The organism is Acinetobacter chengduensis (assembly GCF_003664645.1).
Classification (GTDB): Bacteria; Pseudomonadota; Gammaproteobacteria; order Pseudomonadales; family Moraxellaceae; genus Acinetobacter; species Acinetobacter chengduensis.
The window spans coordinates 159,371-178,840 of the sequence record NZ_RCHC01000007.1 but is presented as its reverse complement, the minus strand read 5'-3'; the positions used below and the strand labels follow the sequence as shown (position 1 = coordinate 178,840).

Below are 19,470 nucleotides of genomic sequence, written 5' to 3'. Positions count from 1 at the left end.
AAGTGCTATAGATGTATAGATAAAACAACAGGTAATAAAAAAGCCCAAGTCTTAGTTGCTTGGGCTTTTTCAGAATTTTGGCTCTCCCACCTGGGCTCGAACCAGGGACCTGCGGATTAACAGTCCGTCGCTCTACCGACTGAGCTATGGGAGAATCTGGAACGGATTCTATGCGTCAAAGTGTAATGGGTCAAGGGTTTAAATGAAAAAAATCCTTATTTTAAGATTAAATGATTTAAAAACAGTCAAGAAGATTAAATCTGATTAAATAAAATGCATATTTTATATTGGAGTTTATTAATAAATATGTTTTTAGTAAGTCACTAATTAAAAGTAAGTTATGGGATGTAGACTTCGATTTTGAATAAGGGCGTATTTCATTCCATCTATGGGATTTACCTTAAAATCTAGACATAAAAAAGCCCAAGTCTTAACTGCTTGGGCTTTTTTGAATCTGGCTCTTCCACCTGGGCTCGAACCAGGGACCTGCGGATTAACAGTCCGTCGCTCTACCGACTGAGCTATGGAAGAATAGATGGCTCTCCAACCTGGGCTCGAACCAGGGACCTGCGGATTAACAGTCCGTCGCTCTACCGACTGAGCTATTGGAGAATCTGATGCGCATTTTAGGGATGAATTTTAGATGGGTCAAGAAAAATAAAATGAAAAATGGTTTAAACGTTTTTTTATTGTGCAAATTCTTTTACATCGCTTAAATATTGATTCTTTTAAGCTTTTATCATAAGCATAGTTGCTTATTTTTTAGTGTATGGTTTTAAGCGCTGAACTTTTATATGCAGTTCAGCTAAAAGAAAAATATGCCTAAGTCACATGGTACTTCAACATGATGGGCGTACAAGGCTATAGCAGAAATAGCGATGAGAAAGAGTGCCACTATTTTGCACACATGGAGATGAGGTTTAAATGAAAGAGTAATCATTTCTTTCTCATCATAGAAGTATATGAGCTCACAAAGTGTAAATATGTTGTAAACAGAGTTGGTTATGATGCTAGCCAAATTAAAAAATAGGTTATTTATATTTATGGGTCATCAACTCAATTCGCATTCTTATAGCAAAATTTTTCTCATATTTTTTCAATTGGGTTGCGTAGCCTTTGGTGGCCCTGCTGCGCATTTAGTTTTTTTTCATAAAACTTTTGTACAACAGTTGAAGTGGTTAGATGAACAACAATATGCACAATTATTAGCCTTAGCACAAATTTTACCAGGTCCAACGAGTAGCCAAATGGGACTTGCAATAGGCTATGTGAGCAGGGGCTATTTAGGCGCAGTCTGTGCATGGTTAGGGTTTACTTTGCCATCAGCAATAATTATGACCGTGGTGGCCGTTTTGGGTGTGCAATTATTCCCTTATTTAACATCTCAATTTTTTCATGTTATTCAATTAATTGTATTAGCAGTAGTGACTTGGGCATTTTGGCAGATGTTGCGTAGTTTATGTAAGCAACTATGGCAATACATTTTAATGAGCTTTACAGCTCTATTTCTTTACTTTGTGCCTTTAGCCCTCAACCAAATACTTGTCATTGTGATTGCAGGATTGGTGGGAGTTGTTGTGGCTAAATACTTTAAAATAGAAGAGCAATTTACAACACAAAAAATAAGTCAAAAATTATTAGTACCCGTTCGAAAAAAGCATGCATATATTTGGCTCATTTTATTTTTTATCCCATTCTTAGTGTTTCCCTTGTTGCAAAATATGCATCCAAGTGTGCTCATTAAAAGCTTTGTGAGCTTCTATCACACAGCTTCTTTCGTATTTGGGGGTGGGCATATTATTTTGCCACTATTACATCAAGATTTTGTAATGACGGGACTTATGTCCAATGAAAAATTTGATTTAGGTTATGCCTTTGCACAACTTATGCCTGGTCCATTATTTAGCTTCGCTAGCTATATTGGCGCATTGCTACCGATGACTCATTCTGTAATATTAAACGCGATTATTGCCACAGTCGTAATTTTCACACCATCATTTCTTCTAATTTTTGGTGTATTGCCTTATTGGTCTTGGGTTGTTAAACAAAAGAAAATTTATCAAGCCATTGCAGGAGTAAATGCTGCAGTGGTGGGGATATTGCTATGTTTATTAATACAAATGACCCAAAAGTATGTGATTCAATGGATGGATATCCTATTTATTGTATGTGTTATTGGTTTGCTTCGAACGAACATACCTGTATGGCTAACATTGATAGGAACATCTGGAATGTACTATGCTGTACTGAACTTATTAAGCTAAATACATTTATATCATTCTAAAATGAATAGAATATATTTTCGTTGTAAATTATATCTAAAGCTAAAAGAAAGGGCTGGATCTATATTCATGATTAAAGATCGTAGCCAATAAAAAATCACCCTAAAGCGGGTGATTTTTTATACTTTAAATAAGATTAAAACTCTTATTTTTCAACACCAGCTTCTTGACCAGCGTATTTAGCATTTGCGTAATCCCAGTTTACTAGGCTTTCTAGGAAAGTAGAGATGTACTTAGGACGAGCATTACGGAAGTCGATGTAGTAAGCGTGTTCCCAAACGTCGATTGTCAACACTGCAACTTTACCGTGTGCAAGTGGAGTGTCAGCATTTGAAGTTTTAAGGATAGACAAGTTACCGTTTACTTCGTCAGCAACTAACCAAGCCCAGCCTGAACCGAATTGAGTTGTTGCAGCTGCAGCAAACTCTTCAGCGAATTTTTCGTAAGAACCGAAAGCTTCGTCAATTTTAGCAGCCAAAGCGCCAGTTGCTTTACCGCCACCGTTTTTAGCCATACAGTTCCAGTAGAATGTGTGGTTCCAAACTTGCGCAGCATTGTTAAATACACCTGCTTTAGATGCATCACCAGCAGAAGCTTTGATGATTTCTTCTAGAGTTTTACCTTCAAGATCAGTACCTTTAATTAGGTTGTTTAGGTTAACAACATAAGTATTGTGGTGCTTGTCGTGGTGGAATTCTAGAGTTTCTTTGCTGATGTGCGGAGCAAGATCTTCGTAACCGTATGGTAACGCTGGTAAAGTAATCGTTGTCATGTTTTAAATTCCTTGCAATTAAGCTGGGTTTTAAATGTAGTGCCTTTTATTGTAAATGATTCTATAGACAATATGGCAGTCTTTTAATACACAAAATATGCAAAAAACTTCAGTACAAGACATATAGCGTACACAGCCGCAACGTAGTTTTTCTTCAGCATAATATCTAGCGAATTAGAAATACAGACCATTGCGGTTGTGAAAATGGCACAGAGCTATGCCAATGTAGGCATCATGATTAAGCTTTTAAGGCCTCGTCATAGCGACGGTTAACTTCATTCCAGTCAACAACGTTATAAAATGCAGCAATATATTCAGGGCGACGGTTTTGATATTTCAAATAATATGCATGTTCCCAAACGTCTAAGCCCAACAGTGGAATATTACCGTGCATGAGAGGAGAGTCTTGATTGGCGCTACTTTCCACAATGACTTTTTTCTCAGGTGTGAGGCTTAGCCAAGCCCAGCCACTGCCAAAACGGCTAATAGCGGCTTTGGTAAATGCATCTTTAAAAGCATCAAAGCCACCAATATCTTTTTCAATCGCTTCTGCCACAGGACCGTGTGGATGACCTCCACCTTGTGGACTCATAACAGTCCAAAAAAGTGAGTGATTGGCATGGCCACCACCATTATTAATCACAGTATTTTTTAAATGATCAGGCAAAGAACTGACTTGAGCAACCAGCTGTTCAACGGCTAACTTCTCCCATTCAGTGCCTTCAATAGCACCATTAATATTGTTGATATAAGTTTGATGATGCTTACTATGGTGAATTTCCATCGTCTTTGCATCAATATTTGGCTCAAGTGCATCATAGGCATAGGGAAGCGTTGGTAAAGTATAAGCCATTGCTAGGATTCCTTTTTTCCAATTTATAGTAACAATCGAATAGTAAATAAAACACATTTATTATCTATGTAATAGTTAATGAGAATCAATATGTTTTTCATTTACTTTTTTTTGAGCGGTCTAAATTGTTTTAAGTGTCTTGCTTTGAATAGCAAATCTTTTTAAGAAAAAGGAGTGAAAGAGGACTTAACCTTGAAAATACGATTATTGTAGATATTTTTATAATTTAAAACGGAACGAACTTGCACAGGCTGTACATAAAGCCCGTGCAGTTCAGCCAGATTGTATTAGATCGGGTTATTTAATTCGAAATAACTCGATTCAATATTGAATTGTTCAGAAATTGCTTTTGCTAAGCGTTGCACACCATAACGCTCTGTCGCATGGTGGCCACAGGCATAGTAATGTACATCTAATTCTTTGGCTTCATAAAATGTACGTTCGCTAACTTCGCCAGAGATATAGGCATCACAGCCTTGCTCAAAGGCTTTAGAAATATAATCTTGCGCACCGCCTGTGCAGAAGCCCACTTTTTGAATCGTACTTTTATCTGCTGGGAGGTGAATGGCATTAAAGCCTAAACGTTCAGAGAGCAATACTTGAAATGCTTCAGGAGATATTGCTTCTGCTAGATAGCCAATGTTGCCAATTGGGTTACGCTCAGTTGGATCTAAGGCTTCAATATTTTTTAATTCTAAAATATCTGCAATGGCTGCATTATTTCCAAGCGTAGGGTGACTATCTAAAGGTAAGTGATAACCCACTAATGAAATATTATGCTGAATTAGACTTTTAATGCGTTTTCCACGCATACCTGTAATGGGGTAGGCTTCACCTTTCCAAAAATAGCCATGATGCACCAAAAGCATATCTGCGCCAGTTGCAATAGCAGCATTAATAGCATCTTGCGATGCAGTGACTGCACACAGAATTTTATGTACTTCAGCTTTGCCTTCAATTTGCAGGCCATTGGGTGCGTAATCTTTAAATTCACGCGATTTTAAAGTTTGATCACACCATTGAATAATTTCGTTTAATTGCGCCATAAACATCTCTTTAAAATTCTCAGTATTTCAGCGGTCCTGATATGCCTTTAATTGTAACTAAAGCATGACAAAACTCTGTGTTTATTTTAATAAGAACAGCTTTTTTTGCATTACAATATAAGCTAAATGACTGAGTCATCAAATAAATTAAAAATATTTTAGAGGATATAAGCGTGCGCCGGACCTTTACGTGGTTACCTTGGGTGTTACTCATTATTGTGATTTTAGGTTTTTTCGGCTGGCATCAACTTCAAAAACCCCAAGCGCCTGTGGCGGCTGATGGGGTAAAAATGCCTGCAGAAAAGCTTGAACCACTCATTGATACAACGCGTACAGGTGGTGTGGTGTCTTATAGTGCCGCGGTTAAAGTGGCAGCACCCGCGGTCGTGAATATTTTTACCACGCAAAAAGTGAAGAAATTAGAGCATCCTCTGCTCAATGATCCTGCCTTTAGAGAGTTTTTTGGTAATCAACTGCCAGATGGTCAAAGCCAAGATCCTAATGAAAACAGCTTAGGTTCTGGTGTGATTGTACGCCCAGATGGTTATATTTTGACGAATAACCACGTTATTGAACAGGCTGACCAAATTGTTGTCGCGCTACGTGATGGCCGACGTGCTTCAGCAAAAGTGATTGGTACAGACCCAGATACAGATTTAGCGGTCATCAAAATTGATTTAAATAATCTGCCTGTATTGCCATTTAAATTAAGTGGTAATGAAGTGGGTGATGTGGTGCTTGCTATTGGAAATCCATTCGGTGTGGGTCAAACAGTGACTCAAGGCATTATTTCAGCCACTGGTCGTTCTGGACTAGGTATTAATACCTATGAAGACTTTATTCAAACAGATGCGGCTATTAACCCAGGTAATTCGGGTGGCGCACTGATTGATGTTGCGGGTAATTTAATTGGTGTGAATACAGCAATTTTCTCACAATCTGGTGGTTCTTTAGGAATTGGTTTTACTATTCCAGCCAAAATTTGTCAGCAGATTATGAATGCCATTTTAAAAGATGGACGTGTTGTACGCGGTTATATTGGTATTAGTGTACAGTCTGTGACAAATGATGATGTGTTTGATGCGAAACAGCAAACTGGGGTAATTGTTGCGGATGTTCAGGATGGTGGTCCTGCTGCAGTGGCAGGCTTAAAGCGTGGTGATAAAATTTTGAAAGTGAATGATGAACAGATGACATCTCCATCAAATCTAATTAACTACGTTGCATTCCAAGCACCAAACACGACGGTAACATTGTCTATTGAGCGTGATGGAAAACCAATGAACTTAACAGTAGGTATTACTGAACGTAAAGTGAAAAGTCGTAATTCAAATTCGCAATATATTCCTTTACCACGTTAATTCGATTTATATTGAAAGCACCTGAAAAGGTGCTTTTTTTGCATAATGTTTAAATAGCCGATAATAACTCAACAATAAAAGAACAGCTGATGTAAATTTTGGTTGCAAAATAAGCAGTATGAATAAAATTGCGTTAGGCTATATTTAAGTCAAAATAACAACTGAAGAGCATAAAAATGAGCTTTATTAGCGCAAAAGAAGCAAAAGAATTTTCTACACATGCCAATTTAAATATTGAGCAATACAAAATGCGTTTAGCACAACAAATTGAAAGCAATGCCAAACAGGGCAATACTGCAGTTTTTACTGTACTGCCTAAGCATTTACCTTTAGATCAAATTCGTGCTTTGTCTGCGGAATTAACACAGCTGGGTTATCAAGTGCGTTTTGAAGTAAACGAATTTTTTTATAGCTTTAATGTTTACTGGATTTAAACCTATTGCTCAGTGGCAAACTGAAACGGCATGAAATAGGCACATATTTTGCTAAATGGTAAAATATATATCTTATAAAGGCCATTCAATGCACTATCAGATTCATCGCTGTATGCTCAATCCACATGCAGATTATGTGGTATTTTCATCAGGTTTAGGCGGGCATGGCGCATTTTGGCAGCCTCAAATTAACGCCTTTCAGCAACATTTTCATGTGGTGCTTTATGACCAAGAGGGCTGTCATGCGGGTGCAACGCACCTTCCACAAGAATACAGCATGCAACTGATGGCAGAGCAACTGCTAAACATTCTATTAGATACTGAAATTTCCACATTTCACTTTATTGGGCATGCGTTAGGCGGGCATATTGGTATAGAACTAGCGCGTTTGATTACTCAACAAAAACTTCCATTAACTATGAAAAGTCTAACGCCCATTAATGCATGGAATGAATTAGACCCGCATACGCAGAAATGTTTTCAAGCACGTATTAGCTTATTAAAAAACAGTGGTGCAGAGGCTTATGTACGAGCTCAAGCTTTGTTTTTATATCCGCCACAGTGGATTTCAATACATATTGAACAGCTCACACAGGCTGAAAATGCTCAGCTTAGTCAGTTTCCACCGCATGAAAATATTTTAGCGCGGTTAAATGCATTACAACAGTTTAAAGTGGGGCATGCACATGTTGAGGCTTTAGCACATATACGTATGCACTACGTGGCCAATCAGGATGACTTTTTAGTTCCTGTGCAAAAGTCAGCAGACTTAAAACAGCAAATTGGCCATGGCCAACTGAGTATTTTTGCACAGGGTGCTCATGCATCAACGCATACGCAGACGGCTCAAATCAATCAGGCATTGCTGGATTTTTTACTACAGTCATAATTTTGCTACCTATTCATTTTAGCTTAAAAAACCCGAATTTTTATTCGGGTTTTTTTAATGAAAGTTAAATTTTCAGATTGAGTGAAATATACATGATCTGATGGTGTGCCTAGCTGTATCTTAGGTCGCAATGTGCACTGTTTTAATACAGAACTACCTAAAACAGATCACAGTGCTAGGTATTGTTTTTTACTAAAAAGTAAAATATAAAAATATTAAATATTTGATAAATATAGATAAAATATATTTGGCACAGCATTTGCTAAATATTCATTAAGAATGAAAGGCTGATTAAAAACAGCTGTTTTTTATCAAAATGTAAAAAGAGGTGGTGTCTATGAAAATCGGTGTCTTCTGTCCAATTGGCAATAATGGCTGGCTACTTTCTGAAAATGCGCCACAGTATAAACCTAGTTTTGAAATGAATAAACAGATCGTGCAACGCGCAGAACATTATGGTTTTGACTTTGCATTGTCGATGATTAAATTACGCGGTTTTGGGGGAAAAACTGAATTTTGGGATCATAACCTCGAGACATTTACTTTAATGGCGGGCTTAGCCGCAGTTACCAGCAAAATTAAAATTTATGCAACTGCAGCAACGCTGGTAATGCCACCCGCAATTGTAGCGCGTATGGCTTCGACCATTGATTCGATTTCCAATGGGCGCTTTGGCCTAAATGTCGTAACGGGCTGGCAAGCGCCAGAATATACCCAAATGGGCATGTGGCCGGGCGATGAATACTTTGCTCAACGTTATGAATATTTATCTGAATATGTACAGGTATTACGCGAACTTTGGGCGACAGGAAAATCAGACTTTAAAGGCGATCATTTCCAAATGGAAGATTGCCGTGTAAGCCCAAAACCGCAAGCAGATATGAAAATTATTTGTGCAGGTCAGTCCGATGCAGGCTTAGCATTTTCCGCACAATATGCAGATTATAACTTTGTCTTTGGTAAAGGTTTAAATACACCAACTGCGTATGCAGAAATTAATGACCGTTTAAAAACACATACCGATGCGACGGGACGTGATGTACAGACTTATGTGCTGTTTATGGTGATTGCAGCTGAAACAGATGAAGCTGCATTTGCAAAATGGCAAAGCTATAACGATGGCGCAGACATTGAAGCCATTAATTGGTTAATGAATCAAGGTGGCAAAGACACCAAATCAGGTGCGGATACCAATATTCGCCAAATGGCTTCGAGTGTTTCGCCTGTGAACATCAATATGGGCACATTGGTGGGTTCATTTGAAAATGTTGCAAAAATGCTAGATGAACTGGATGAGATTGAAGGCACAGGCGGTATTTTACTGACCTTTGATGATTTTATTCAAGGTGTAGAAGATTTTGGCCAGCGCATTCAGCCTTTAATGAAAAGCCGTCAAGACATCGTGGTTGACGCTGACCCAGCACCACTTTCTGTACTGGAGAAATCAGCATGATTGAATTAAATAGCAAAGATACCGTATGTAGCACTTTTACAGCCAAAGCAGGAACTGGCAAGTGCCTTGTGGCAGCACCAGAGTCCATTATGCTGGCACCTGAGCAAACGGCGCTGATTGTGATTGATATGCAAAATGCCTATACATCTCAGGGTGGCTATTTGGACTTGGCAGGTTTTGATGTCTCTAAAACCAAACCTGTGGTCGAAAATATAAAAAAAGCAGTTGATGTAGCGCATGCTGCTGGCATTCAAGTGATTTATTTTAAAAATGGTTGGGATGAACAATACCGTGAAGCGGGCGGTGCAGATTCACCGAATTTTCATAAATCCAATGCCTTAAAAACTATGCGTAAAAATCCTGATTTGCAAGGCACATTACTGGCTAAAGGTCATTGGGATTTTGAGTTAATTGATGAACTGCAACCTTTGGATCATGACTTAGTCATTGAAAAGCCACGTTATAGCGGTTTCTTCAACACAGCCTTAGACAGCATGCTTCGTTGCAGAGGAATTCGTAACCTCGTGTTTGTTGGCATAGCGACCAATGTGTGTGTGGAATCAACCTTACGTGACGGTTTCTTCCTTGAATATTTTGGTGTGGCTTTGGACGATGCCTGCTATCAAGCAGGTCCAGTAGAGGCACATGAGGCGAGCCTATTTAATATTAAAACATTCTTTGGCTGGGTATCGGATACGGCAAATTTTGTCGAAACATTTCAACCCAAAGCGCAATTAGATAAATCAGCATAAATACAGATCAACCATTTAGAGGCTCCAAATATGCCAAAAGAAATCATTGTTCCAGAAGGAACGGCTAAACCACTCGCACCTTTTGTACCTGCCACCAAAGCAGACAATATTGTTTATGTGTCAGGTACTTTAGCATTTGATGAAAACAACAATGTGGTGCACGTTGGTGATTGTGCGGGCCAAGCACGCCATATTTTAGAAACCATTAAAAAGGTGCTGGAAACTGCTGGAGGCACAATGGATGACGTGACTTTTAACCATATTTTTCTTAAAGACTGGGCCGACTATGCCGCATTTAACACGGTCTATGCAGAATATTTCCCAGGGGATAAACCAGCACGTTATTGCGTGCAGACGGGCTTAGTAAAGCCCGAAGCTTTAGTCGAAATTGCATCCATTGTGCATGTATAACTAAATGAATAACTTAGGCTGAAAACGCTAAGTGATGAACTTGGCATGTATTTTCAGTCTGCGGAGCAGGCTATGAACAGCAAAATTAGCACATCGGATGCGATGCATACGTTTTCTACACCGCATATTCCGACACTCGAAACGGTAGAGGCGCAAACCTGTAAGGCGGTCGATCAAGCCACTTTTCGACAAGGCATGGCCAATTTAGGTGCAGCAGTCAATGTGATTACCACCCAAGGAGATGCTGGCCAAGCAGGCTTTACGGCATCCGCAGTGTGTAGCGTGACCGATATGCCACCCACATTATTGGTATGTTTAAACCGCTCTGCATCTGTCTTTGAAACATTTAAAGCCAATAAAGTGCTGTGCGTAAATACGCTGCATGCACAGCAAAGTCATCTATCCAATATTTTTGGCGGTAAAACTCCAATGCTGGAACGTTTCTCGCATGGTGTTTGGCGCACATTAATAACGCAAGCGCCTGTTTTAGAAGATGCTTTAGTGTCTTTCGATTGCGAAGTAGTACAGAGCATGTCTGTGGGGAGCCATGATGTACTGATTTGCGAAGTGAAAGCCATGCAGAGTCAAGAAGGCGCGAATGCCTTGATGTATTTCAATCGTAGCTATTGTGAACCTCAACCTATGAACTAAGATCCAGTCCCATCTGAAGGAGGGGAGCCGAATGAACGCAAAAGAACCGTGGTTTCCAAAATTTAAGCCTTATACAGGCAACCTAGATACAACGCCAGTACAAACTGACGAATACTTACCCCCTTCAAAGAGCATGGTCTTGGGCCTGCAACACGCATTTGCCATGTTCGGCGCGACTGTGCTGGCTCCCTTGCTGATGGGTTTTGATCCGAACCTGACCATTTTTATAACAGGTATTGGCACCATTTTATTCTTCCTGATGACTGGCGGACGCATGCCGAGTTATTTGGGATCAAGTTTTGCTTTTATTGGTGCAGTGGCTGCCGCAACAGGATATAGCGGTGTCGGTTCTAATCCAAATATTGCATTAGCGCTTGGCGGTACGATTGCATGCGGTCTGATTTATGCAGGTATTGGCCTTGTGGTAATGAAAACAGGTACAGCATGGATTGAAAAACTCATGCCACCGATTGTGACGGGCGCCATTGTGATGATTATTGGTTTGAACTTAGCGCCAGTAACTATTAAGAGCGTATCTGCGAGTACTTTTGATACGTGGATGGCAGTAGTCACCATTTTATGTATCAGTGCTGTGGCGGTATTTACCCGCGGTATGGTACGCCGTTTACTCTTGTTGTTGGGACTTGTTGCTGCTTATGTGCTGTATTTCTTGCTCACAAATCTAATGGGCTTTGGTAAGCCGATTGATTTTGCTGCAATTTCAAATGCCGCTTGGTTTGGCTTACCAACATTCCATGCACCTGTCTTTGAAGCTAATGCGATGTTGCTGATTGCTCCAGTTGCTTTAATTTTAGTGGCAGAAAATTTAGGGCACTTTAAAGCCGTATCTGCCATGACGGGTAAAAACCTTGACCCATACATGGGCCGTGCATTTTTAGCGGATGGCGTGTGTACGACTATGTCTGCTTCAGTCGGTGGTACAGGTATGACGACTTATGCTGAAAATATTGGCGTAATGGCGGTCACCAAAGTGTATTCAACAACGGTGTTTGTAGTGGCAGGGGTATTTGCGGTTTTACTGGGTTTATCACCAAAATTTGGTGCAGTGATTAGCACTATTCCCGTGGCATTGTTAGGCGGTGCATCTATTGTGGTGTTTGGTTTAATCACCATTGCTGGCGCTAAAATTTGGATCGATCATAAAGTCGATTTCACTAAAAACAGTACACTAATTATTGCTGCGGTCAGCTTAATTATGGGGGCGGGTAATTTTAGTTTGCATATTGGTAGTTTTGATTTGGGCGGTATTGGTACTGCAACATTGGCTGCGATTTTCTTAAACTTTATGTTGAACCGTGGTGAAGAAAAAGATGCACCAGTTGAATCTACAGAATCTAAGGATGATGCTGCACCAGCAGTAGTACACCACTAGGAGATAATTTTGAAACAAACTGTGGCATTTATTGGTTTAGGCGCGATGGGTTGGCACATGGCTTCCCATTTACCTAAAACAGGTTTAGATGTTTTGGTCTGGAATCGTACTGAAGCAAAAGCACAACAGCACGCATCACACTTTGCCACTCAAGCGGTGACAATTGAGCAAGCGGTTCAAGCCGATTACATATTTTCCTGCTTGCCCACCAGTGCAGATGTAGAGCAATTAATTCAAGCACATCCACCTAAAGCGGGTAGTGTTTGGATTGATTGCACTAGTGGTGTGCCAGAATCAGCGCAAAAACTCAGTAAACAATTGCAAACGATAGGCGTCGCTTATTTAGATGCGCCTGTGTCTGGTCAAACCATTGGTGCAGAAAATGGTACTTTAACCGTGATGGTGGGTGGCGATGCACTTGCTTTTGAGCAAGCAAAGCCCGTGATTCAAGCCTTTGCTGGTTTGATTGAGCATGTTGGTGATAGTGGTTCAGGCTTTGCAGTAAAAGCTGTGAATAATACGCTCATGGCGACACATTTATGGGCACTAGCAGAAGGTATGACGTTATTGAAGTCTAAAGGGGTTGATTTGGCTTCTGCGCTGAGCTGTATTAATCATTCTAGTGGTAAAAGTAGCATGTCGGAAAATATTATGGCGCAACGTGTCCTAAACCGCGGCTTTAATAAAACCTTTGCGCTGGATTTACTGCAAAAAGATATCGGCATCGCAGTAGATTTAATTCAGCAGGAGCAACTTCAATTGCCTGCTATGCAAATGGTGCAACAACAATTTACCCGTATTGAAAAATCTAAAGCGCAAGATTTGGATTTTTCTGCAGCGGTACAAAGCCTTGAGCAAATGAATCGGATTGAATTGTCATAATCTTTCAGGCAGATCATTGGGCTACCTGAGTATTTAAATAAAAAAACCGCAGTGAACTGCGGTTTTTAATTTCGAATTGGCAAATCCTGTTTTATTCAGGCTTTTGATATTCGTTAATCACTTCTAATGCTGCACGAAAAGCTTCTTGTGTTGCAGGTGCACCGCAATATGGCAGGCTATGTAATAACACTTCCTGAATTTCTTCCACGCTTGCACCATTGTTTAATGCACCACGGACATGGCCTTTGAGTTCAGTTGGGCTCTTTTGCGCGGTTAAAAATGCAATGGTAATGAGGGAGCGATATTTACGTGGCAATACACCTTCGCGTTGCCATGTTGAACCCCATGCATGTTCATTAATCCAATCTTGTAACGGTTGCGTAAATGCTACGGTATTGTCTTGTGCGCGTTTAACAAAACTTTCCCCCATGACTTCAGTACGTACTTTTAGGCCATTTTCATAATCTTGTTGCGACATTTTTACCCTCGGTTTTTATATTTCTGCTATAGCCTATACCTCTGAGGGATCAAAGCCATTGGCTGATAGTCGTATAAATAACCCTTCAGCAGTCGAATATCACCGAAGGGTTAAGATTTCAAAAATAATTGAAAATACTATTTAAAAGCGAAGGAAGGCCTCAGGCTCGTCATTGCTATTTTGCGAAGATGTATTCTGTTTTTCAGGCTGGCTATCGTCGTGTGGGTTGACCAGCTCAAGCTCATCTTGAAGTTCTGCATCAAAAATATCGGTCAGCATGCTGTCATAGCGCTGAATGTTGTAGCTTTTCAATTGTTGCACTTCTTCAATAGTGATAAAGCCAGTCGCTTCAGCATCTGTTAAATGTTCCTCAAAGCTCAATCCTTTAAATTGGCCTTTAGATTCAGCCTTCTTAAATTTATCCCACAGTGGTTCAATGCGAAGTAATTGTAAAAATGCAGTTTCCATGCGGCCATTCACATCATCTGGTTCTACAGAATAATGTACATGCTGTTTTAGTTGCTGACGGAAAGCATTATCTTGCATAAAGGCTTCGGACACTTTTCTTTTTAACTCATCGCTTGGTTTGTTCAGTGGGCGACCAAATGGGAAGCAGATGAATTTCACTAATATTGCGGCAAGGCGCATAGGGAAGTTTTCAAACAGGCCATAAAATGCTTCTTGCGCCTGATACAGTGCTTTGTCTAAAGCCAATTGCGCATGCAACTGTTCAGCTTCAGTCTTTGAACCATGTTCATAAAACTTTAAAATAGACGTAGCAATAAATAGATATGAATGCATATCTGCCAAACGTCCAGAGAGCATTTCTTTACGTTTAATATCACCTGCGAGCAAGCCCAGGCACATATCCGCGGTGAGAGCAAAGTCTGTGCTCAAACGGTTAATGATTTTGTAGTAAGGCGCTGTAAAGTCATCTGAGTGCTCAGAAGCATTGCTCGAGTCACCTGTAAAGCCATAGGCGAAAGCACGTGCAGTGCGGTTAAAGGTATACGCGAGATGTTTAAATAACAGTGTGTCAAATTGAGGAAGTGCTGCTACACTGTCTTCTGCTTGTAGGAGCTGCAGTTCTTCATATAAATAGGGATGGCAACGCATAGAGCCTTGTCCAAAGATCATTAGTGAACGGCTCAGAATATTGGCACCTTCAACAGTAATTGAGACAGGGATCGCTTGATAATTCAAAGCCAAGAAATTTCTTGGCCCATGCTGTACCGCGCGACCGCCAACAATATCCATACCGTGATTGACCACGCGTCGCATTGTTTCAGTGGCATAGTATTTGGCCATTGCTGTCATCACAGCAGGTTTACCCCCTTGGTTTAAACCACAGGTCACCATGTAACGGAAAGCTTCAAGCATATAGGTATCACTGGCAATATCACTTGCAACTTCCTGTACGCCTTCAAATTTACCTACAGAAATTTTGAACTGTTGGCGAACTTTGGCAAATGCACCGACATTTAAATAACTCATTTCACTTGCAGCTGTAGACAATGCGGGCAGGGAAATACCACGACCAACAGCAAGACACTCCATTAACATGCGCCAGCCTTTACCTGCATTTTTGACCCCGCCGATAATCCACTCCAGTGGGATAAAAACATCTTTACCTTCCACAGTCCCATTCATAAATGGCGAACCTGGATTATGACGTGCGCCAGTCACTACGCCGTGATGGTGAGCAGGGAGCAATGCACAGGTAATGCCATAATCTGATTGATCTGGATCGCCCAGCAAATGTTCTGGGTCGTAGAGCTTAAATGCTAAACCAATCACGGTAGCAATGGGTGCCAAAGTAATCCAGCGTTTAGAGAAATTCATATTTAAGCCCAAAACTTGCTGGCCTTCATATTCGTCATAGCACACCACGCCAGTATCGGGTATTGCACCAGCATCTGAGCCTGCTTCTGGACTGGTCAAGCCAAAGCAAGGAATTTCCGTTCCTTTTGCAAGGCCCGGTAAGTAACGATCTTTTTGTTCTTCAGTACCGTAGTGTAATAGTAACTCGCCTGGGCCAAGAGAGTTTGGCACCATGCAACTCACGGCAGTGGTTAATGAACGTGAAGCGATTTTGCTCATGATACGACTTTGTGCAAATGAGCTGAACTCACGTCCGCCGTATTCTTTTGGAATAATCAGACCTAAAAACCCATTATCTTTAATGAAATGCCATGCTTCTGGCGGTAAGTCTTTATATTTATGATGGATATCCCATTCATTTACCATGTTACAGAGTTGTTCAACTTCGTTATCTAAAAAGCTTTGCTCTTCTGCGCTGAGCTGTGGATATGGATACGCATCAAACTTTTTCCAGTCTGGTGCTCCCATAAAAAGTTCTTTTTCCCACCAGCTGGTGCCAGCATCTAACGCTTCACGTTCTGTGCTACTCATACTCGGCATTGCATTGGCTAGCGTTTTATAGGCTGGCTGACTGATAAATTTAATCCTAAGTGGTTCAATCAGTACAAGTAGGCTAATCAGAATGAGCGGTAGACCTAGCAACAGTGACCAAGGACTGATCCACGCCACAATTAAAGACAGTATGATCAGCGTAGCACTGCCAGCGATACGGGAGAGTTCAAAAAAGAAGATGGCCCATAAGGCTACGACAAGTAAAATAATGCAAAGCAGGAATAACATAGAACTGTGCTCCTTTGGCTTGCGCCGGATTGTGCATCAGCACGGTGAGATTAATAGATTGAAAAAGCGGTGTGCTGTTGTTTTAAATGTGTTATGTCATACAGTTATAAAGTCTTAATGCTCAAAATCTGACAGAGCAAAAATGCATGTTTTAAGGCTGAATAAAAAATGATCGCTATACAATATTTTTATGTTTTAGAAATGTATTTTTAGGTAATTTGGCCGTGTTGGTATTGCTACAACAAAGTCATTAGCAAAATAAAAGCCCTCTATATGAGAGGGCTTTTATTTTCAGTGTGCGGGAAAGACACTTAAAACATTAAGCTTCAATTGTTTGCACAGCAATTTTTTTAGCAGGGTCAGTTTTACGGCGTACTTGAGGTACAGGCTCGCCATAATATTGACGGTCTGCAAAGTAGCTTGAACGTACCATTGGTGCGGCCCAAATATTTTTGAAACCTAATTTCTGACCATGCTCTGTATAACGTTCAAACTCTTCAGGAGTGACAAAGCGGTCAAGTGGCGCATGTTGCTTAGATGGCTGTAGATATTGACCAATAGTTATATAGTCAACATCATGCGCTTTTAAATCATCCAGCAATGCCAAAACTTCTTCTTCTGTTTCACCAAGACCCACCATCAAACCGCATTTTGTAGGTACGTCTGGGCAGTATTCTTTAAACATTTTGAGCAAGTTTAAAGAGTGCTGATAGTCAGAACCTGGACGCATTGCTTTATATAAACGGGGTACAGTTTCGATGTTGTGGTTAAATACATCGGGTGGGCACTCAGTCATAATGCGAAGTGCAATATCCATACGCCCACGGAAATCTGGTACCAAAATTTCTAAAAGTGTTTTTGGGCTGAGCTCACGTGTTTCTTTAATACAATCTACAAAGTGCTGCGCACCGCCATCCAGTAAGTCATCACGGTCTACAGAAGTGATTACGGCATATTTCAAACCTAAATTTGAAATTGTTTCCGCCATGTGGCGAGGCTCATCAGGATCAAGTGCATTTGGACGGCCATGGGCAACGTCACAGAATGGACAACGACGGGTACAAATGTCGCCCATGATCATAAATGTTGCAGTACCGCCACCAAAACATTCTGGTAAGTTCGGGCACGCCGCTTCTTCACATACGGTATGTAGTTTTTGTGCACGCAATGTAGTTTTAATGCGCTGCACTTCTTCTGGTGCAGACATTTTTACACGGATCCAGTCTGGCTTACGTGGCGTTTCAACCGTAGGAATAACTTTTACAGGAATACGAGCGACTTTTTCTGCGCCACGAAGTTTGACACCCTGTTCAGGTTTACGGTTTTCAGACATATTCAACTTTTCCACTGTTTCAGACGGGGAGAGATACGAAAATAAGTCCCAATATTATAGCCGAGTTAAGCTTAAATGTGGGAAAAACGGTATTCATTTAAAAAATGTTGTTATCATCTAATATGTGTGAGCTAAATACAGCAAAAGCACAATATTTGCGTCATAATATAGGCCAGAATCAAGCAATTTTGAATTTTTAGATTTTTTAAGGAGCGTTGAATGCCACGTAAAAAAGAGGTCGTTAGTGGGAATTTCGTCAAGTACGATGCGGTAGTTCTCGGCTCGGGCCCTGCGGGTGAAGGCGCTGCAATGAAACTTGCGAAATCTGGTAAGCGCGTCGCAATTGTAGATATGCGTGAGCAACTTGGTGGTAACTGTACACACGTAGGTACAATTCCAAGTAAAGCATTACGTCAAACAGTTTCGAGCATTATTCGCTACCAGCGCGATCCGATGTTCCAAAAAGTAGGTGAATGGAAACAATTCACCATGAAGCAAGTGCTTCGTAATGCACATAAAGTGATTCAGTTACAAGTAGACACGCACTCACGTTTTTATGACCGTAACAAAATTGATATCTATCATGGTCGTGCTTACGTACAAGACAAAAATACCGTGATGGTATTTAGTGCGGATGGCATAACAGAAACGCTTGTTTTCCAACAATTGGTGATTGCAACAGGTTCACGTCCATACCGTCCAGACATTTTAGACTTTAATCATCCGCGTGTATTTGATTCAGACAAAATTTTGGATCTAGATTTTTCTATTAAGAAAATCATTATTTACGGCGCAGGTGTAATTGGTTGTGAATATGCATCGATCTTCATTGGTCTCGATCATAAAGTAGATTTGATCAACACGCAGCATAAGCTTTTAAGTTATTTAGATGATGAAATCTCTGATGCATTGTCTTATCACTTACGTGAGCAAGGTGTATTAATTCGTCATAATGAACAAATCGATTTCTTAGAAACCTTTGATGACCATGTTGTCATGCACACACAAAGTGGCAAGAAAATTAAAGCTGATGCGATTTTGTGGTGTAACGGCCGTTCAGGCAATACTGATGGTTTAGGCTTAGAAAATGTAGGCTTAAAACCAAATAGTCGTGGTCAATTGACGGTGAATGAGCAATACCAAACCGAAGTTGAAAACATCTACGCGGCGGGTGATGTTATTGGCTGGCCATCATTGGCTTCTGCTGCTTATGACCAAGGGCGTAATGCTGGCGGTAACATGAGCGGTGAAGAAGGTTTGAAACCTGTCACTTCTATTCCAACGGGTATCTATACTATTCCGGAAATTTCATCTATTGGTAAGACTGAACAGCAGTTAACTGAAGAAAAAATTCCGTATGAAGTGGGTCAAGCATCTTTCCGTCATTTGGCACGTGCGCAAATTACTGGCGATACCGTGGGCGAATTGAAGATTCTATTCCACCGCGACACTTTAGAAATTTTAGGTGTACATTGCTTTGGTAACAACGCAGCGGAAATTATTCACATTGGACAGGCTGTTATGAATAGCCCGAATAATACGATTAAGTACTTTGTAGAAACAACATTTAACTATCCAACGATGGCGGAAGCTTACCGTGTGGCAACCTTAAATGGTATGAATCGCTTGTTCTAAGTCTAGAGCAGATTAAAAAACCCGCTACGGCGGGTTTTTTAATGCCTTTAAAACAGATCAATATGCAACGAATGGTGGGTTAAAAAGACTTCACTAAAAAACACGAAAAGTGCATAAAAATTACATCGTGTAAATGCAATGAAAAAAATAGCATAGTTAGATGAATAGGGCATAAAAGAGTGGG

Annotated in this window: 17 protein-coding genes and 3 tRNA genes; 11 read left to right on the top strand and 9 right to left on the bottom strand. The window is 40.5% G+C overall.

Annotated elements, in window-relative coordinates:
- Positions 1-78: 78 nt before the first annotated feature.
- From D9K81_RS08415 to D9K81_RS08405, 3 genes are all read right to left on the bottom strand, one after another.
- Positions 79-154, bottom strand: a tRNA-Asn gene (locus tag D9K81_RS08415).
- A 301-nt stretch (positions 155-455) separates the two neighbouring features.
- Positions 456-531 (bottom strand) — tRNA-Asn (locus tag D9K81_RS08410).
- Between the two features lie 5 nt (positions 532-536).
- Positions 537-612, bottom strand: a tRNA-Asn gene (locus D9K81_RS08405).
- 431 nt (positions 613-1,043) lie between these two features.
- Between D9K81_RS08405 and chrA the strand changes: the two genes are divergently transcribed.
- Entirely contained in the window at positions 1,044-2,264 is a 1,221-nt protein-coding gene (gene chrA / locus D9K81_RS08400) for a chromate efflux transporter (protein ID WP_120375273.1), read from the top strand.
- A 163-nt stretch (positions 2,265-2,427) separates the two neighbouring features.
- On the opposite strand, the gene D9K81_RS08395 is transcribed toward chrA, so the two are convergent.
- The 3 genes from D9K81_RS08395 to D9K81_RS08385 form a co-directional block, all read right to left on the bottom strand.
- Positions 2,428-3,054, bottom strand: a complete 627-nt coding sequence (locus tag D9K81_RS08395) for a superoxide dismutase (RefSeq protein WP_120375272.1) — start codon at positions 3,052-3,054, stop codon at positions 2,428-2,430.
- Positions 3,055-3,292: 238 nt separating this feature from the next.
- Positions 3,293-3,907: a superoxide dismutase gene (locus tag D9K81_RS08390; RefSeq protein WP_120375271.1), complete on the bottom strand. Its 615-nt coding sequence runs from the start codon at positions 3,905-3,907 to the stop codon at positions 3,293-3,295.
- A gap of 287 nt (positions 3,908-4,194) precedes the next feature.
- Positions 4,195-4,953, bottom strand: coding sequence for a Nif3-like dinuclear metal center hexameric protein (locus tag D9K81_RS08385; RefSeq protein ID WP_120375270.1), 759 nt, complete (start codon positions 4,951-4,953; stop codon positions 4,195-4,197).
- 173 nt (positions 4,954-5,126) lie between these two features.
- Here D9K81_RS08385 and D9K81_RS08380 point away from each other — a divergent pair, with 173 nt between their 5' ends.
- From D9K81_RS08380 to D9K81_RS08340, 9 genes are all read left to right on the top strand, one after another.
- Positions 5,127-6,314, top strand: coding sequence for a S1C family serine protease (locus tag D9K81_RS08380; protein WP_120375269.1), 1,188 nt, complete (start codon positions 5,127-5,129; stop codon positions 6,312-6,314).
- A 176-nt stretch (positions 6,315-6,490) separates the two neighbouring features.
- A complete protein-coding gene (locus tag D9K81_RS08375) occupies positions 6,491-6,748 on the top strand; it encodes a hypothetical protein (RefSeq protein WP_120375268.1) in 258 nt (85 codons plus the stop codon).
- Positions 6,749-6,836: 88 nt separating this feature from the next.
- Positions 6,837-7,637, top strand: a complete 801-nt coding sequence (rutD, locus tag D9K81_RS08370; protein WP_120375267.1) for a pyrimidine utilization protein D — start codon at positions 6,837-6,839, stop codon at positions 7,635-7,637.
- A gap of 337 nt (positions 7,638-7,974) precedes the next feature.
- Entirely contained in the window at positions 7,975-9,090 is a 1,116-nt protein-coding gene (gene rutA / locus D9K81_RS08365; RefSeq protein WP_120375266.1) for a pyrimidine utilization protein A, read from the top strand.
- A complete protein-coding gene (gene rutB / locus D9K81_RS08360) occupies positions 9,087-9,842 on the top strand; it encodes a pyrimidine utilization protein B (protein WP_120375265.1) in 756 nt (251 codons plus the stop codon). The genes rutA and rutB overlap by 4 nt, the downstream gene beginning before the upstream one ends.
- 30 nt (positions 9,843-9,872) lie before the next feature.
- Positions 9,873-10,253 carry a pyrimidine utilization protein C gene (rutC, locus tag D9K81_RS08355; protein WP_120375264.1) on the top strand — a complete coding sequence of 127 codons (381 nt, stop codon included), beginning with the start codon at positions 9,873-9,875 and terminating at the stop codon, positions 10,251-10,253.
- A 102-nt stretch (positions 10,254-10,355) separates the two neighbouring features.
- Positions 10,356-10,904, top strand: a complete 549-nt coding sequence (rutF, locus tag D9K81_RS08350; RefSeq protein WP_227601954.1) for an NADH-dependent FMN reductase RutF — start codon at positions 10,356-10,358, stop codon at positions 10,902-10,904.
- A 31-nt stretch (positions 10,905-10,935) separates the two neighbouring features.
- A complete protein-coding gene (gene rutG / locus D9K81_RS08345; protein WP_120375263.1) occupies positions 10,936-12,297 on the top strand; it encodes a pyrimidine utilization transport protein G in 1,362 nt (453 codons plus the stop codon).
- Positions 12,298-12,342: 45 nt separating this feature from the next.
- The gene (locus D9K81_RS08340) at positions 12,343-13,179 is read left to right on the top strand and encodes an NAD(P)-dependent oxidoreductase (protein ID WP_235831035.1); all 837 of its coding nucleotides are present in this window, start codon (positions 12,343-12,345) and stop codon (positions 13,177-13,179) included.
- A 91-nt stretch (positions 13,180-13,270) separates the two neighbouring features.
- Here D9K81_RS08340 and D9K81_RS08335 read toward each other — a convergent pair whose 3' ends face one another.
- The 3 genes from D9K81_RS08335 to lipA form a co-directional block, all read right to left on the bottom strand.
- A complete protein-coding gene (locus D9K81_RS08335) occupies positions 13,271-13,657 on the bottom strand; it encodes a carboxymuconolactone decarboxylase family protein (protein WP_120375261.1) in 387 nt (128 codons plus the stop codon).
- 141 nt (positions 13,658-13,798) lie between these two features.
- Entirely contained in the window at positions 13,799-16,318 is a 2,520-nt protein-coding gene (locus D9K81_RS08330; RefSeq protein ID WP_120375260.1) for an acyl-CoA dehydrogenase, read from the bottom strand.
- A gap of 319 nt (positions 16,319-16,637) precedes the next feature.
- Positions 16,638-17,651 (bottom strand): lipoyl synthase, encoded by a 1,014-nt coding sequence (gene lipA / locus D9K81_RS08325; protein WP_120375259.1) that lies wholly within the window; start codon positions 17,649-17,651, stop codon positions 16,638-16,640.
- A gap of 219 nt (positions 17,652-17,870) precedes the next feature.
- Between lipA and sthA the strand changes: the two genes are divergently transcribed.
- Positions 17,871-19,286, top strand: coding sequence for a Si-specific NAD(P)(+) transhydrogenase (gene sthA / locus D9K81_RS08320; protein WP_120375258.1), 1,416 nt, complete (start codon positions 17,871-17,873; stop codon positions 19,284-19,286).
- The last annotated feature ends 184 nt before the right edge of the window (positions 19,287-19,470 follow it).

Excerpts from the sequence above, each read along its gene's own strand:
- sthA (WP_120375258.1), top strand. The coding sequence starts at position 17,871 with ATGCCACGTAAAAAAGAGGTCGTTAGTGGGAATTTCGTCAAGTACGAT.
- rutG (WP_120375263.1), top strand. The coding sequence starts at position 10,936 with ATGAACGCAAAAGAACCGTGGTTTCCAAAATTTAAGCCTTATACAGGC.
- rutB (WP_120375265.1), top strand. The coding sequence starts at position 9,087 with ATGATTGAATTAAATAGCAAAGATACCGTATGTAGCACTTTTACAGCC.
- lipA (WP_120375259.1), bottom strand. The coding sequence starts at position 17,651 with ATGTCTGAAAACCGTAAACCTGAACAGGGTGTCAAACTTCGTGGCGCA.
- D9K81_RS08385 (WP_120375270.1), bottom strand. The coding sequence starts at position 4,953 with ATGGCGCAATTAAACGAAATTATTCAATGGTGTGATCAAACTTTAAAA.
- D9K81_RS08395 (WP_120375272.1), bottom strand. The coding sequence starts at position 3,054 with ATGACAACGATTACTTTACCAGCGTTACCATACGGTTACGAAGATCTT.
- rutC (WP_120375264.1), top strand. The coding sequence starts at position 9,873 with ATGCCAAAAGAAATCATTGTTCCAGAAGGAACGGCTAAACCACTCGCA.
- rutA (WP_120375266.1), top strand. The coding sequence starts at position 7,975 with ATGAAAATCGGTGTCTTCTGTCCAATTGGCAATAATGGCTGGCTACTT.
- D9K81_RS08330 (WP_120375260.1), bottom strand. The coding sequence starts at position 16,318 with ATGTTATTCCTGCTTTGCATTATTTTACTTGTCGTAGCCTTATGGGCC.
- D9K81_RS08375 (WP_120375268.1), top strand. The coding sequence starts at position 6,491 with ATGAGCTTTATTAGCGCAAAAGAAGCAAAAGAATTTTCTACACATGCC.
- chrA (WP_120375273.1), top strand. The coding sequence starts at position 1,044 with ATGGGTCATCAACTCAATTCGCATTCTTATAGCAAAATTTTTCTCATA.
- D9K81_RS08335 (WP_120375261.1), bottom strand. The coding sequence starts at position 13,657 with ATGTCGCAACAAGATTATGAAAATGGCCTAAAAGTACGTACTGAAGTC.
- rutD (WP_120375267.1), top strand. The coding sequence starts at position 6,837 with ATGCACTATCAGATTCATCGCTGTATGCTCAATCCACATGCAGATTAT.
- rutF (WP_227601954.1), top strand. The coding sequence starts at position 10,356 with ATGCATACGTTTTCTACACCGCATATTCCGACACTCGAAACGGTAGAG.
- D9K81_RS08340 (WP_235831035.1), top strand. The coding sequence starts at position 12,343 with ATGGGTTGGCACATGGCTTCCCATTTACCTAAAACAGGTTTAGATGTT.
- D9K81_RS08390 (WP_120375271.1), bottom strand. The coding sequence starts at position 3,907 with ATGGCTTATACTTTACCAACGCTTCCCTATGCCTATGATGCACTTGAG.